The organism is Indibacter alkaliphilus LW1 (assembly GCF_000295935.2).
Taxonomy (GTDB): Bacteria; Bacteroidota; Bacteroidia; order Cytophagales; family Cyclobacteriaceae; genus Indibacter; species Indibacter alkaliphilus.
The window spans coordinates 51,454-66,785 of sequence record NZ_ALWO02000049.1 but is presented as its reverse complement, the minus strand read 5'-3'; the positions used below and the strand labels follow the sequence as shown (position 1 = coordinate 66,785).

11 protein-coding genes are annotated in these 15,332 nt (G+C 41.2%); 8 read left to right on the top strand and 3 right to left on the bottom strand.

Annotated features, from left to right (window positions below):
* Positions 1-66: 66 nt before the first annotated feature.
* Together A33Q_RS17895 and A33Q_RS17890 are read left to right on the top strand one after the other, a co-directional pair.
* Entirely contained in the window at positions 67-438 is a 372-nt protein-coding gene (locus A33Q_RS17895; protein WP_009035068.1) for a BlaI/MecI/CopY family transcriptional regulator, read from the top strand.
* A complete protein-coding gene (locus A33Q_RS17890) occupies positions 435-2,132 on the top strand; it encodes a M56 family metallopeptidase (protein ID WP_009035067.1) in 1,698 nt (565 codons plus the stop codon). The genes A33Q_RS17895 and A33Q_RS17890 overlap by 4 nt, the downstream gene beginning before the upstream one ends.
* Positions 2,133-2,171: 39 nt before the next feature.
* Here the strand turns inward: A33Q_RS17890 and A33Q_RS22500 are convergent, their stop codons facing one another.
* Both A33Q_RS22500 and A33Q_RS17885 read right to left on the bottom strand, forming a co-directional pair.
* Positions 2,172-2,297 (bottom strand): hypothetical protein, encoded by a 126-nt coding sequence (locus tag A33Q_RS22500; protein ID WP_016255515.1) that lies wholly within the window; start codon positions 2,295-2,297, stop codon positions 2,172-2,174.
* Between the two features lie 13 nt (positions 2,298-2,310).
* Positions 2,311-3,636, bottom strand: coding sequence for a DEAD/DEAH box helicase (locus tag A33Q_RS17885; RefSeq protein WP_016255514.1), 1,326 nt, complete (start codon positions 3,634-3,636; stop codon positions 2,311-2,313).
* 30 nt (positions 3,637-3,666) lie between these two features.
* Between A33Q_RS17885 and A33Q_RS22235 the strand changes: the two genes are divergently transcribed.
* The gene (locus A33Q_RS22235; protein WP_009035065.1) at positions 3,667-3,870 is read left to right on the top strand and encodes a hypothetical protein; all 204 of its coding nucleotides are present in this window, start codon (positions 3,667-3,669) and stop codon (positions 3,868-3,870) included.
* A 261-nt stretch (positions 3,871-4,131) separates the two neighbouring features.
* On the opposite strand, the gene A33Q_RS17875 is transcribed toward A33Q_RS22235, so the two are convergent.
* The gene (locus A33Q_RS17875) at positions 4,132-5,160 is read right to left on the bottom strand and encodes a LacI family DNA-binding transcriptional regulator (protein WP_009035064.1); all 1,029 of its coding nucleotides are present in this window, start codon (positions 5,158-5,160) and stop codon (positions 4,132-4,134) included.
* Between the two features lie 495 nt (positions 5,161-5,655).
* Here A33Q_RS17875 and A33Q_RS17870 point away from each other — a divergent pair, with 495 nt between their 5' ends.
* The 5 genes from A33Q_RS17870 to A33Q_RS17850 all read left to right on the top strand — a co-directional run bounded on the left by A33Q_RS17870 (position 5,656) and on the right by A33Q_RS17850 (position 15,079).
* Positions 5,656-8,751 (top strand): SusC/RagA family TonB-linked outer membrane protein, encoded by a 3,096-nt coding sequence (locus A33Q_RS17870; RefSeq protein ID WP_009035063.1) that lies wholly within the window; start codon positions 5,656-5,658, stop codon positions 8,749-8,751.
* Positions 8,752-8,762: 11 nt separating this feature from the next.
* Complete coding sequence (locus A33Q_RS17865; RefSeq protein WP_009035062.1) at positions 8,763-10,457, top strand: RagB/SusD family nutrient uptake outer membrane protein; 1,695 nt, start codon at positions 8,763-8,765, stop codon at positions 10,455-10,457.
* Between the two features lie 158 nt (positions 10,458-10,615).
* Positions 10,616-13,087, top strand: coding sequence for a glycoside hydrolase family 95 protein (locus tag A33Q_RS17860; RefSeq protein ID WP_040490657.1), 2,472 nt, complete (start codon positions 10,616-10,618; stop codon positions 13,085-13,087).
* An 83-nt stretch (positions 13,088-13,170) separates the two neighbouring features.
* Complete coding sequence (locus A33Q_RS17855; protein ID WP_009035061.1) at positions 13,171-14,001, top strand: SDR family oxidoreductase; 831 nt, start codon at positions 13,171-13,173, stop codon at positions 13,999-14,001.
* A 52-nt stretch (positions 14,002-14,053) separates the two neighbouring features.
* On the top strand, positions 14,054-15,079 hold the full coding sequence (locus A33Q_RS17850) for a zinc-binding alcohol dehydrogenase family protein (RefSeq protein ID WP_009035060.1): 1,026 nt from the start codon (positions 14,054-14,056) through the stop codon (positions 15,077-15,079).
* The last annotated feature ends 253 nt before the right edge of the window (positions 15,080-15,332 follow it).

Sequence of the window (15,332 nt, the reverse complement as noted above, 5' to 3'; positions counted from 1 at the left end):
TCAAAACTATTTTTTAAATTTAATTTTTATTCTATGTTTGTAGAACAGTGTCTATAATTCTAGAATATGAATCTTTCAAATGCTGAAGAGCAACTTATGAATCTGATTTGGGAAAAAGGAAAAGCCTTTATGAAGGATATTTTGGAATCCTATCCAGAACCTAAGCCTGCAAATACAACAGTGGCTACCCTACTCAAAAGGCTGCAGGAAAAAGGGGCAATTGGTTTTGAACTCTATGGAAACTCCAGGGAGTACTTCCCTTTGGTGGAAAAGAGTGACTACTTCTCCAAAAAAGTGAATGTCATGATCAAGGATTTTTTCAATGATTCACCGGCTCAGTTTGCCTCCTTTTTTGCAAAAGAAACTGCATTGAACACTCATGAACTGGAAGCCTTAAAAAACATCATAGAAGAACAACTCAAATCACAAAAGCCATGATCATATTTATCTTAAAGGCCACGATTTCATTGGCCATTTGCTATGCTTTTTACCGCCTTCTGCTGGTCAAAGAAAGCATGTATACCTTCAACAGGTTTTACCTGATTTTTGCCATCTGCTTTTCCCTGATTGTCCCATTTCTTCCAACACCATTTGATATCTCCATCAAGGATAATTTCTTCCCTGAAAAACCCCTGTTGGCCTCTGAACAATATTTGGAAAACAACGCTGAGCCAGTTCCATCCCAGACTTTATTGGTAAAAGCCCAAGATATAGCTGAACAAGCTAACTTGCAGACTGAAAAACAATTTAACTGGACCAATTTTTTCGTAGGCATTTACCTATTTGGTTTTTCCTGCTTTTTGCTCAGGTTTATATTTCAATTAAAACAGCTGATCAGTTTGGTTGGAAAAAATCCAAATATCAAGAAAACAGAATGCATCTATGTTTTGCTGGAGCAAAAAACCCTACCCTTTACCTTTTTGAACTTTCTTTTTCTCAATAAAGAGGCCTATCAAAACAAAATGATTGAGGATGAAATCATCTATCATGAGTTGGTTCACATCAGGCAAAAACACACATGGGATATATTGTTGGTCGAGTTGATGAAAATAGTCTTTTGGTTTAACCCATTGTTTTTCATTTACAAAAATGCCATACAGCTCAACCATGAATTCCTCGCTGATCAAGCTGTAAATTCCAAGTTCCAAAACAAGACTGCCTATCAGTGGCTACTATTCCACAAAGTGGCCGGACAAGAATCTCCTCTCTCCATAAGCAGTCCATTTAACTTCTCATCTACAAAAAGTAGATTAGTGATGATGGGGAAATCGAGTTCAGCATTGAAGATTAAAGCACTTCAATCTTTCAGTATTGTACTCGTGGGATTTTTGATGATTTCTTTATCCTCAAGCAAGCCCTTAGGTGTAATGAAAATTAGTTCAATAAAGGATTACGAAGACTTGCTTTCCCAAGGCTTCCGAGAGGATAATCCTTATCATTTGGAACTGGAAAAATTGGACCTGCCATCACTCAGAAAAGCCTATATGGCCTTGGATGAAAAGGAAAAATACAAGGTCACTGAGTTTCCGTTCTTTGATGAGAAGACTTTTGAAAAATTGGTAGAACTGCAAAAAGCCCATCCAGAGATTAAAACAAAGATATCTTACGAAAACCCCGCTGAGAAAAAAGTTATCAAGCCCGAAATTTATGAGGAATGGAAAAATACTGCAAACATCACTTTGATTATAAATGAGGAGCAAAAAGCAATTGAAGCTTTAAACGATTACAATGCAGATAACTTTGCCATGTTTATAGTCCGAGAAACAGAAGAAGACGGATTTTTAAGAAAGGATGCTTTTGATGTTATTTTAATGACCAATGAATACTATCACGGAAAATATCATGAATCACGAAAAAAAATCCATTTGATAGAGTCTCAACACCCTAATGGTGATATAGTAAAAGTATTTTATTCGATGAAACATACTTTTTTGAGAGAAGGAAAAATTACAAAAGTTTATCCTAGAAACTATGAAGCCTCTATTCTTCATCATCTTAAAACATTGAATCCGGCTACGCTAGACATTAACAAACACATCTCAATGAATTATGAATCGAATAAAAGCATTTCTATTTCAATTGTGGCTGCGGATAAGAGTTATATTACTGTAATGAAATTGCCCAGCATTTGATGCTGGGCAATTCAATTGTGCTTCCCAGTTGATTATTAGTTACAATCCCTGACTTTCATGCCCACCTTCAAGCTTGGAGCTATCTCTGGCTTCCATTTTCTGTGTTCCACCTGCAGTTTCAAAAAGTAAGGAAAAGCCTGTGCCCATTCCTGTGATTGTTCGCATGGCTTTTTCAGGTTTAATTAGCTTCAGCTACTTTTACTTTGTTTTTTTTCAATTTTTCTCCGTTCAATCTTTTGATCAATGCCGTAACATCATTGCATTCAACTGCCACATAGCTAGCAAAATCCATTAAGGTAATCAATCCAATTGCTGCAGCTTGGAGTCCCCCTACTTTGATAAGAAATCCGGCAATATCTCCTTTACTGATTTTGTCTTTCTTTCCGGCACTCAGGTAGAGTAAGGCAAATTCTGAAGGTTCAGAAGGCACAATACTTCCAACTTCGGCCTCTTCAAAATCCCTCTCATCCAAATAATCCGGAAAAACCTCATCATTTGCCAAAACCAAATAACCCTGCCCGGAAGCATGCATCCTAGCTGTTCTCCCATTTCTATGGGTAAATGCATCTTGCTTTGGTGGGAGCTGGTAATGTATGATGTGTTTGATCTCTGGAATATCCAGGCCTCTTGAGGCCAAGTCCGTTGCGATCAACAAGTGTACCACTCCGCTTCTGAATTTGATCAGATTCTTCTCTCTATCCAATTGCTCCATCCCTCCATGTAAGACGGCATGATTGTATCCATGATCATTCAAAAGCAAGCTGATTCTTTCCACGGCTTCCCGGTGGTTACAAAATACAATGCCTGCTTCACCCTGAAATTGTGAAATCAATCTCATCAATCCCTGTACCTTTTCTTTACTTGATGTAGAAACTAACTTGAGTTCCAGTCTGGACTCATTGTTCTGAAAAAGAAAGTCTACAACAGGTGGATTGTCAAAAGGAATAAATTCAGGTAATCTCCCCATTTGGGTGGCAGAAGTCAGAAAATGCTTTTGCCCTCCTGTCAATTTTCTGAAAATATCCCTGAGCTGATCATGAAAGCCCAGTTGCAATGACTTGTCAAACTCATCCAAAACTACCAATTGGATAGTCGCAGTTTCCAATGAACCTTGATTGACATGGTCTGAAAGGCGGCCCGGAGTCCCTATGACCACATCAGGAAACTCTCCCAAACTGTTTTTCTCCAGCTTCATGGAATGCCCTCCATAACAAGTACTTACCCTGAATCCGGTTTTCAGAGATTTAAAAACCTGCTCGATCTGAATTGCCAATTCTCTGGAAGGAACTATGACAAGTGCCTGAGTACTTCTGGAAGTAGGATCAAGCAATTTGAATAGGGGAAACAAAAAAGCCAATGTTTTACCGGAACCCGTAGGAGCAAGGAGCATGACATTGGGATGCTTTTCCACTGCTTCAATAAATGCCAGCTGCATCTCATTGAATCCCTCAATTTCCAAATTGCTCAAAAACTGTTTTTCTAAATCTTTTGTACCCTTTTCCATGCTACGAAGATAGTTGAATTTAAAAGATAAGTGGGTGGGCAAACGGAATTTACCAAACAGTTTGTTTTAGTGGAAAAGTGGTGGTTGCTAAACTTTGCATTCAGGGTAGGAGTAAAGATTTTCAGCTTTCTTTGGGCAGGAATATTGGTCATGTTGATTGCCTGGTTTACCATCAGTTTTCAATCTTTCAAAGCAGCGGTCTCCAATCCTATCAAAGCCATCAAAGCGGATTAAAAATATCAATTGAAAAATTGGGGCTCAGGTCCTGTATTTTTGTCTTTTTATCTTTGATACCCACACAAAAACTGGTTTCGTCCCAAAATCTACGGGTTTGGACACATTTTTTTGCGAGAGGATTAAGTCACCCCTATTCTTGTCCTAAGCAGCAGGGAATAATATGAAAAATCAAAAATACAGATACAGATTTCTGATTATCATAGGCTTGATTTTCAACTTTCTGCTTTGGATACAGGCTATCTGAATAAACTTTGCTATTTAGCCAAAGATTTTTTTGACCGAAGATTCTCTGGGTATCAATTTAGCCTGCAAAACTGTCTGACGGACTGAATTTTCCTTTTTCTCATCCATATCTTCCAATAACAGAGAAAAAGCCTCTCTCCCCATTTCGAAGGTAGGGTGAGTCACAGCTGTAAGGTTCGGCTCTACAACGGTAGCATGAAATTCATCCGTAAAACCCACTAAGGCTACATCCTCAGGCACCCTTAGCTTTCTTTTTTTGATTTCTTTCATCGCGGAAAAAATAACCGTATCATTTACACCAAATATAGCGTCGGGTACAGGATTCCTGTCCAAAAGTTCATTGGTCACTTTTGCAGCATCGGCTATACTCAGGTTGCAATGCACCATCAATTCAGGTCTATATGGTAGGCTACATTCATCAAGGCCCATTTTATAGCCTTCAATCCTTTCTTTGGAAATATTCAAATGTTCGGGTCCTGCAATATGGGCAATATTTTTACAGCCGTTTTGGATAAGATGTATGGTCAATTCTTTTGCCGCCGAAACATTGTCAATGATCACTGATGAAACCTCCTGCTGCCTACAGATCCTGTCAAAAAAAACCAATGGAATTTCTTCTTCAATTATTTCGTCAAAATGCTCAAATGTATCTGTATCCTGCGACAGACAAACAATAAGCCCATCCACCCTTAGGTCGAGCAGATTCCTCAGGTTTTCCTTTTCTTTTTTGAATGATTCCTGAGAAGATGCAATCACAATATAATACCCATGCTCAGTAGCCAAACTTTCAATGCCACTAATAATAGAGGCATAAAAGTAAGTTACAATATCCGGAACAATGACGCCAATGGTGTTGGTTTTCTGCTTTAATAAGCCCATTGCCAATGGGTTTGGAGTATAATTCCATTTCTCAGCCAGGTCTTTGATTTTCTTCTTGAGCTCAGGGCTTATATCATAGTGATCCTTGAGTCCTCTAGAAACCGTGGAAATAGAAACCCCCAACTCATTCGCAATATCCTTAAGAGAAACTCTTTTTCTTCCCATAATTTGAATGATTGAGGTTGAACATGTAGGTGATTGAGTTTTTATAAAATTGAAGTTAAGAAAAAAATCCAGCAGCCTTCCGACTTATTATATCAATACACTCCAGATGGGTATTTACGGAATCAAAAAGCATATAAACTGAACCAATTTTTTCCCAATGAAAAATTTTAAGTAAATGAGCGATCCGGTAATTATGAATAAAACTATATTTTTAAATATAAAATGGGATTTACACAAACCTTTGCGCAAAGGTTTGTGTAAATAAACTTTTTCAATCGTTTGCAAGCCATTTTCTAAATTATAAAATTCAAAATATCATACCGGTACAAGATAACTTATTGCAATTATCTATTGACAGCATATCAATTAGGAAATTATATACCGATAACTATATATAACCCTCCTAATGTGTTGATTGCTGTCAATACAAAAATGTCTGAAAATCAGAACCCAAAAGGGTAAAATTATCAGCCTCAAACCCAAAATAATCAACCAATGAAAACATCTTTATCTCATGCAAAATGTTGCATTTTGCAGTTGTGGAAAGTTGTTGCCAAAAAACAGATGTACCTGTGGGTATTTGTTTTTTGCAGCTTCCAACAGGCAATGGCGCAACAGAATGTTTCAGGCTTGGTCACCGATAGTGAAGGTGACCCAATTCCAGGAGTCAATGTCATCGAAAAAGGCACCACCAACGGTACTGTAACAGACATTGATGGCAAGTACACCATCTCCGTAGGCTCAGATGCCATTTTACAATTTAGTTTTATTGGATTCAGGACCATTGAATCTCAAGTCAACAACAATTCTGTCATAGATATAGAGCTGGAATCTGACTTGGCCCAGCTCAGTGAAGTAGTCGTAGTGGGATATGGTGAGCAGCGTAAGGAAACCATGACAGGATCTGTGGTGGCCATCCAGGGTGACGAAATCAGGCGGAGCCCATCTGCCAATGTCTCTGCTAACCTTGCAGGACGACTTCCCGGCTTGACCGTAAACCAAAGAACAGGGGAGCCTGGAAGGGATGATCCCAATCTTCTGATACGAGGCGTGGCCACCTTTGGCAACAATGCCCCCCTTATTATCATCGATGGCGTACCTAGGGCAGAAATGGCCCGGTTAAACCCCGAAGATATAGAGAGTGTTTCCGTACTTAAAGACGCCTCAGCTGCAATTTATGGAGCCAGGGCAGCAAATGGAGTCATTCTGATCACTACCAAAACAGGTGCAAAAGGAAAACCAGAATTTAATCTCTCTTATAACCACGCCTTTCAGCAACCTACCATGGTACCCGAAATGCTGGATGCACCTACATTTGCAGAAGTGTACAATGAAGGTGCCTGGTACAGGGCCGGACGCCCTGATCTGGACACTTGGTCAGCTCCATTTTCACAATCTGCCATCGATAGATTCAGAGATGGCTCTGATCCGGTAAGTTATCCGAATACCAATTGGGCACAAGAAGCCATCAAACCCTATTCTATACAAAGAAGGGTGAACCTTTCCGCGAGAGGTGGCACAGAAAATATCGACTACTTCCTTTCTTATGGAACGGTTTACCAAGATGGAAGCCTTGTAAATGACCCCACAGAATTTCAACAACACAACATGCGGGTTAACGTCAATGTGAAGTTGACGGAAAATCTGAAAGTTGGGGCCAATGTATCTGCATTGCTCAACAACAGGACTTTTGGTTCAGTAGCCACCAATGATGAGGTTTGGGTAAACTTCCACAATATCTTTCAGGCCAATCCGACTTTGCCGGCGGTGTATCCCAATGGATTGATTGCTCCGGGAAGATTGGGTGAAAACCCACTACTTATGAACCAAAGAGGGTATCTCAATAGAGATGATTCACCAATTTTCTCCACATTTACAGCCACTTACGATGTGCCATTTATCGATGGGCTTAAGCTAGAAGCAAGCTATAACTATGATGTGAACCACCAAATCGAAAGAAGGTGGAGAACTCCTTATTCATTCCATGAATTCAATACCCAAACCGGTGAATATGATGAAATCATGGGAACGGGAGTTTCGGCACCTGAACTGGGTCAGACAAACCGAAAACTCACCACCCAACTTTATAATTTCAGGCTAAACTACAGCAAAGTCATTGACAAGCATTACTTGGGAGTTTTGCTGGGAACGGAGCAACAGCAAGATTTTCACAATTGGGTTTATGCCTTCAGAAGAAATTTTGTGAGTTCTGCCATTGATCAGATCAATGCCGGAAGCAGTGACACTGATGACATGAACACAGGTGGATCTACTATTCTTGGTGGCTACAATAATTACTTTGGTAGATTCAACTATGACTATGATGGCAAGTACCTTTTGGAGTTCCTTTTCAGGTATGATGGTTCACAACGTTTTCCAGAAGGCAGCAGATATGGTTTCTTCCCTGGAGTATCTGCAGGATGGAGGATTTCGGAAGAGTCTTTTATGGACAATGTTGACTTTGTGAATCAACTGAAAATTAGAGGTTCTTATGGACAGATTGGAAATGACTTGGTGGCACCTTTTCAACATCTTCAGGCATTTACTTTTGGTGGAAACTTCCCTTTTGGAGGCAATGTAAATCCCGGAGTTAACCCCGGAGTGCTTCCTAATCCCTTTATTACTTGGGAGGTAAGTGAAAAAGTAGATTTTGGATTGGAATCCATACTTTGGAGAGGAGCATTGGGTGTTGAATTCACTGTGTTTCAGGAGAGAAGATCCAATATCCTTGCCACCAGAAATGTATCCGTCAGCAATGTCTTCGGATTTCCAGGTCTTCCTGACGAAAACATCGGGGAAATCAACAACCGCGGTTATGAGCTGACTTTGACCAGCCAGAAAAATTTCGGCGAGCTGAGTGCTGTAGTACGCGGGAATGTTGCCTTTGCCAGAAGCGAGGTAATCTTTATGGATGAAGTTCCCAATCAGGAGGAAAGAATGAACCAGACAGGTAGACCTGTAGGTGCTGGGCTATTTTATCAAGCCGATGGGATTTTCAGTAGCCAGGAAGAGTTGGAAAGCTATCCACACTTACCCAATGCACAGGTAGGAGATTTGAGGTTTGTAGACCTGAATGGAGATGGGGTGATCGACGGAAATGACAGGTTCAGACATCATTTCACCAATATTCCAGAGTATGTTTTCGGACTTAACTTTGATCTTCAATACAGGAATTTTGACCTGACAGTCTTCTTCCAAGGACAGACCAATGTGATCAATTATGACGACAGGTTTGCTGTACTGGGAAATGCCGCATTTGACAACTCTACAGTAGCTAGGGCAACTGATAGATGGACGGTAGACAATCCGGGTGGAAGCATGCCAAGAGCAGATGCTTTAGAACCAGGAGCCAATACCATGTGGCTATTTGATGCCACTTTTGTAAGGCTCAAAAATGTCGAGCTAGGCTATTCACTTCCAAAAGGTTTGATTTCCAGAATCGGATTGACTGACGCCCGGGTATTTGCCAGTGGCTTTAACCTACTTACATGGTCCAGAGAGATCAAATGGGCCGACCCTGAAGCAAGTGGAGGATTTCTATTTTATCCACAGCTGAGATTGATGAATCTAGGCGTCAATGTTAAATTTTAACCCTTACTGAAATGAAAAAACAACTTATATACCTTTTCATTACATTGTTTTTATTTTCAGCATGTAATGATGATATACTTGATGTCCTGCCACAAGACAGGGTATCGGAAGAGGCTGTTTGGAATGATCCAAACCTGATCAATGCCTATCACACTGCCCTATACAATAGCATACTCCACGGATTCAATATTCACATGCTTTCCAAAGCCACCGATGAGGCATTTTGCGCCATCAACTGGGATATCGGAATCATTCCTACTGGGCAGCTTAGACCTGACAATGTAGGTGCTGTTGCCAACGATCATTGGACTGGTGGCGGGGGCTTATATTATTGGAACACTGCTTTCCAATACCTCCGAAGGATCAATATCTTTTTGGAGCAGATGGAAACATTAGAAATTTCCCTCAACAACAAAGAGCAATTGGTCGCGGAGGCAAAGTTCCTCAGGGCTTACATTTACTTTCTTTTGGTAGAAAGATTCGGTGGTGTTCCCATAGTGGACAGAAGTTATGAACTGGGAGCAGAAATGACCTTTGCTAGATCAAGTTTTGAAGAATGTGTTGAATTTATTGAAAATGATTTGAATGAAGCCATGCCCGACTTGGCCCAAAGGTATCAGACCACCGATGGGAATTTTGGAAGAGCTACCAGAGATGCTGCCCTTGCCTTAAAGTCCCGCTTGTTTCTCTATGCCGCTTCTCCCCTTTTCAATGAAGCCAATGACAGATCAAGATGGCAAAAAGCTGCAGATGCTGCTGAGGAACTGATCAATTCCAGCTATTCCTTACATCCGGATTACAGCACCCTGTTCAATCAACCTACAGGAAGTGCCAACAATGAAATCATATTTGCAAGGCCTTTTGCCACCTCTCCAGGAGCATTTCATCAGGCACCTATGCACAATCTGAACCGAAGATATGGGGCCTATGGGGGCTGGTGGGCCAGCAACGGACCATCTCAGAACCTGGTGGATGATTATGACATGATCAATGGAGAACCTCCATTCATTTTCAACAATGGGCAAAAAACCATCAATCCTGCCTCAGGCTATGACCCTCAAAACCCTTATGCAAATAGGGACCCTAGATTTGCTGCCACCATCATCCACGATGAGGCAGTATATCACGGAGATACATTCGAAATGTGGGTAGCTGAAGATGGTGAGTCTTGGGGATTTGATTCCTACAGGCAAAGTGGGGATAATCCAAGGACCAATTATGTCCTGAAGAAATTCATGCCTGAAGAAGGTGTACCACTGAATTGGCAAGAACCATACACTAACCCCTGGATCATATTTAGATTGGGAGAAATTTACCTCAACTATGCTGAAGCCAAATTCGAGTTGGGTGATGAGGCTACTGCCCGCACTTATCTTTCCATGGTAAGGGAAAGGGTCAACATGCCCCCTATTCCTGACAATGTCTCAGGAGATGAATTGAGACAAAGAATCTATAATGAAAGAAGAATAGAGTTGGCATTCGAAGAGCATAGATATTGGGATGTCAGAAGATGGAAGATTGCTCCGGATATTGAAAACAGACCGATAAGAGGAATGGACATTATCAAAGACCTGAATACGGGTGAAAAAACCTACGTAGAAATCCAGTTACTGGAAAGAGTCTTTGAAGAAAAGATGTATTTCCTTCCTATAGAATTGAATGAAATATTAAGAAATCCTGAAATCACACAAAGTCCAGGATATTAACTTCTTTTTAGGATGGGCCGGACGATATTCCGGCCCATCCGTCTTATATTTATAGTGAAATTGAAACTTTCAAACCTATACAGTTCCGTCTTATTTTTACCTGAATAATAAGCTCAGGAAAAGGTAAATTCGGACAAAAACTGATTTTCCTTAAACCTATGTTGAAAAAAGAATTTGTTGCCCTGCTATTTTTTTTCTGTGTACTCCAGAGTTTGGCCCAGAATGATCCCGGTCTTAAACTTTGGTACAATCAATCTTCCGGAGATTCTTGGGAAAACGCACTTCCCATCGGTAATGGCAGATTAGGTGCCATGATATATGGAAATTATCCGGAGGAAATCATTCAGCTCAATGAAGAGACGGTATGGTCGGGTAGCCCTAACCGCAACGATAACCCCGATGCATTGGCCGCCCTTCCGGAAATCAGAAAACTGATTTTTGATGGGGAGTACAAAAAGGCAGAACAGCTCGCCAAAGAAAACATACAATCAAAAAAATCCAATGGTCAGATGTATCAGCCTGTTGGAAATCTACATTTACAATTTAGCGGACATGACAGTCCGGAAAACTATTACAGGGAACTGGATATTGAAAATGCCATACAGCTGACCCATTACAAAATAGGCAGTGATACCTATTACAGAGAATCTTTTGCCTCTCTTGCAGATGATATCATCATCGTCAAGCTCAGCACTGACAAAAAAGGAGGATTGAATTTTGAATCCAAATTTTCAAGTCCTCATCAAACAGCCAATCTTAAGCATGAAACTTCTACAACCTTAGGAATGTCCGGTACTACTTCCAGCCATGAAGGTGTAGAGGGTTTGGTCAGATTCAAAGCTTTGGCGGAGATCAAACCATTTGGAGGAACAATGACAGAAATTGATGAAGGCATAGAAGTAAACGGCGCCGACTCTGTTTACCTCTATATCTCCATGGCCAGCAATTTTCAACGCTACGATGACATTTCAGGAGATGAAATTCTTAAAGCAAAGGAAGCTTTGAAAAATGCAGCCAAACAAGATTATCACAGCTTAAAAAAACGTCATGTTGAGGCTTACCGAAAATACTTTGATAGGGTAAGTCTGGATCTTGGGACTACTGAGGCAGCAAGCCTTCCCACAGACGAAAGATTAAAAGCTTTCAAAACCGGAAATGACCCTCATTTGGTGGCACTCTATTTTCAGTACGGAAGGTACCTCTTGATTTCTTCTTCCCAGCCAGGTGGGCAACCTGCCAACCTACAGGGAATTTGGAACCACAGACTCAACCCACCTTGGGACAGCAAATACACCATCAACATCAATGCTCAGATGAACTATTGGCCTGCTGAAAGGACCAATTTATCCGAACTTCATGAACCTTTTCTCAGAATGGTGGAAGAACTTGCCGAAACCGGTGAAAAAACTGCCAAGGAAATGTATGGCACCAGAGGCTGGATGGCCCACCACAATACAGATATCTGGAGAATTACCGGCCCTGTAGATGATATTTTCTGGGGAATTTGGAATGGAGGTGGAGGCTGGATCAGCCAACATCTTTGGGAACACTATCTTTACACAGGTGATAGTGATTTTCTGAAAAGAATTTATCCTGTGCTGAAAGGAACTGCTCTTTTCTACATGGACTTCCTGGTACCACATCCCGAAAATGACTGGTTGGTGGTCAACCCTGGCACATCTCCTGAAAACGCCCCCAAGGCACACGAGGGCACCTCTTTGGATGCAGGTACTACTATGGACAACCAAATAGCTTTTGATGTATTCACCACAGTCTTGCAGGCAGGAGAATTGGTAGGTGAAGACAATGCGTTTTTGGATTCCCTTCAACTTTACAGAGATAGGCTCCCTCCTATGCACATTGGCCAATATGGACAGCTACAGGAATGGCTGGATGACATAGATGACCCTGAAGATAATCACCGCCATATTTCCCACCTCTATGGCCTATTTCCTTCCAACCAGATCTCACCTTTCAGAACCCCAGAATTGGCTTCAGCTTCAAAAACCACATTGATCCACAGAGGAGATATCTCTACAGGCTGGAGCATGGGCTGGAAGGTCAATTGGTGGGCGAGGTTATTGGATGGCAACCATGCCTACAAGCTAATTCAAAACCAACTTTCTCCTGTGACAGGAGCATTTGAGGGAGGAGGTTCCTACAACAACCTTTTTGATGCCCACCCTCCGTTTCAAATTGATGGCAACTTTGGCTGCACCTCAGGAATTGCAGAGATGTTGCTTCAGAGTGCCAATGGAGAAATCCACTTACTTCCAGCATTGCCGGATGCCTGGCCAAAGGGTCAGGTCAAGGGCCTAATGGCAAGAGGAGGTTTCGAAATTGTAGACATGATTTGGAACAACGGGATCCTGGAATCAGTCAGTATCAAATCCAAACTCGGTGGAAACTTGAGAATCAGGTCTTCTGAATCCCTAGTTTTCTCAGATGGCAAAACCCTGTCTTCAGCTGATGGGGAAAATCAGAATACATTTTATTCGGTAGCAGTTACACCAGAACCTATTCTAGCCCCAAACCTTTCATTGGAATTACTTGAAATAGAGGAAGGTCATGTTTATGATATACCCACTGAAAAAGGGAAGGTATATCAATTCAAGAAAACCGAAAATTGAAAAAACCAAATCAGATCCCCACAAAAACCCGAATTGCCAAAATTCACTAAGGTAAATTTTGAAGAAAAGAAAAATAGGAAAAAATGAATGTAAACCTGAATGATAAAATAGTCCTGATTTCCGGAGGGGCAGGCAAAAAAGGTAGCATAGGCGAAACATTGGTATGGAAAGTGGCTAAAGAAGGCGGTATTCCAGTGATTGTGGACAGAAATCCAAGGGGTTATTCCTACGAATCCGAACTATTGGAAAAAGGACATGACTGCCTTTTTATTCAGACTGATCTCACTGACCCAACCGCTTGTAGAGAAGCAGTTGAGGCTGTGGAAGAAAAATATGGAAGACTGGATGTGCTGGTCAATAATGTAGGGGTCAACGACGGAGTGGGCCTGGAGGCTTCTTACGAAGATTTTATAGAATCCTTGCATTTGAACCTTGTCAACTATTTCCTTTTGGCAAAGCATTCATTAAAGCTCTTGAAGGCTTCCAAAGGAAACATCCTCAATATTTCCTCAAAAGTAGCATTGACAGGTCAGGGAGGGACTTCCGGCTATGCCGCATCAAAAGGCGCTGTATTGGCTCTTACCCGTGAATGGGCTGTAGACCTTTCCAAGTTCGGTATCAGGGTCAATTCCTTGGTCATATCAGAAAGTTGGACTCCTGCTTACAAAGATTGGTTGAGTACTTTCCCTGATCCCTCTGGCGAAAAGGAAAAAATAGATGCCCTTGTTCCTTTAGGGAATAGAATGACAACCCCAGAAGAAATTGCCAATACGGTTCTGTTCCTGATTTCCGAATTATCCTCCCATACTACCGGACAGCAGATAGTTGTAGATGGAGGATACATCCATTTGGACCGCAGGATGTCTGTCACCGAGCCAACTAAAAGCACACGAAGCATTTTTAGTGAGTCTTAATAAAAAAACAGGATCACACTGCTTTTTCTCAAGAATCAAAATATCTTTTCAGATGAAGACAATTATCCTAAACACCCCAGGAAAGCTGGAATCGATTGAAACCGAATACCCACAAGATCCAAAACCCGAGGAAGTATTGGTCAAGGTGCATGCCATCGGCATTTGTGGCACTGACATCCATGCTTTCAAAGGCAAGCAACCTTTCTTTTCATATCCAAGAATCCTTGGCCATGAACTGGGTGTAGAGGTGCTGAAACTTGGAGAAAATGTACAAAACCTAAAAGTTGGAGATCGCTGTTCATTGGAACCCTATTTCAACAGGTCACAAGATCAAGCTGTGAGGCGGGGTAAAACAAATTGCGGAGAAGCCATATCCGTTTTTGGGGTACATGAAGATGGGGGAATGCGGGAGCAGTTTCTTATGGATGCCAAGTATCTCCACCCTTCTGCAAAATTGTCCTTTGATCAACTCGCTCTTATTGAGCCTTTGGCTATTGGCTTTCACGCTGTGCAAAGGGCCAAAATCCAGAAGGAAGACAAAGTATTAGTCATTGGAGCAGGTCCTATTGGGATAGGCACAGCCCAATTTGCTGCCTTACATAGTACTGAGGTAGCTGTCATGGACATCAACCAAGATAGGTTGAAAATCTGCAAGGAGAATTTACCGGTAAAAGATACCGTATGCATTGAAGGATCGGATTTTGACGCGATAGAAGCACTCAGAAAACTTTTTGAGGGAGATTTACCTACCGTCATTCTCGATGCCACAGGCAATCCTGACTCCATGAAAAAAACGCTTGAAATGGCAGCCCATGGGGCAGTTATTGTATTTATAGGACTGTTTCAGGGCAATTTTGAATTCCATGATCCTTTATTTCACAAAAAGGAACTTACACTGATGGCTAGTAGAAATGCCTTATCTAATGATTTTCGAAATATCATCTCATTGATAGAAAGAGGAGAAATCAATACTGATTTCTGGATAAGCCATACCATTGAATTCGATGAACTTCCATCAAAGTTTGAGCCTTTGTTTTTTGGTAAGGAAAGCGTCGTAAAAGCTGTTGTAAGGTTGTGAATAATCAAGCTTCCTCCAACACCTTTCCCGTTTCACCCTCGTATGATATCAAGCCTCTTATTCCAAGGACTTTACCAAAAAGTAAGTTGTCTTTAGAGCTGTCCTTTATGCTTCCCAATTATCCTTAAATAAACTAATCCTACTTTGTCAAAGTAACAAATTAGGTCAAACCTGGCAGGTTTATCAGCCAAAACAGATTTATTTCACATCAACTCAAATAGAATCCTGGCAGGTTTTTTTATTGCCATTTTCT

Coding starts and splice junctions, on each gene's coding strand:
- A33Q_RS17860 (WP_040490657.1), top strand. CDS start 10,616: ATGTTGAAAAAAGAATTTGTTGCCCTGCTATTTTTTTTCTGTGTACTC.
- A33Q_RS17895 (WP_009035068.1), top strand. CDS start 67: ATGAATCTTTCAAATGCTGAAGAGCAACTTATGAATCTGATTTGGGAA.
- A33Q_RS17870 (WP_009035063.1), top strand. CDS start 5,656: ATGAAAACATCTTTATCTCATGCAAAATGTTGCATTTTGCAGTTGTGG.
- A33Q_RS17855 (WP_009035061.1), top strand. CDS start 13,171: ATGAATGTAAACCTGAATGATAAAATAGTCCTGATTTCCGGAGGGGCA.
- A33Q_RS17890 (WP_009035067.1), top strand. CDS start 435: ATGATCATATTTATCTTAAAGGCCACGATTTCATTGGCCATTTGCTAT.
- A33Q_RS22500 (WP_016255515.1), bottom strand. CDS start 2,297: ATGCGAACAATCACAGGAATGGGCACAGGCTTTTCCTTACTTTTTGAA.
- A33Q_RS17865 (WP_009035062.1), top strand. CDS start 8,763: ATGAAAAAACAACTTATATACCTTTTCATTACATTGTTTTTATTTTCA.
- A33Q_RS17885 (WP_016255514.1), bottom strand. CDS start 3,636: ATGGAAAAGGGTACAAAAGATTTAGAAAAACAGTTTTTGAGCAATTTG.
- A33Q_RS17850 (WP_009035060.1), top strand. CDS start 14,054: ATGAAGACAATTATCCTAAACACCCCAGGAAAGCTGGAATCGATTGAA.
- A33Q_RS17875 (WP_009035064.1), bottom strand. CDS start 5,160: ATGGGAAGAAAAAGAGTTTCTCTTAAGGATATTGCGAATGAGTTGGGG.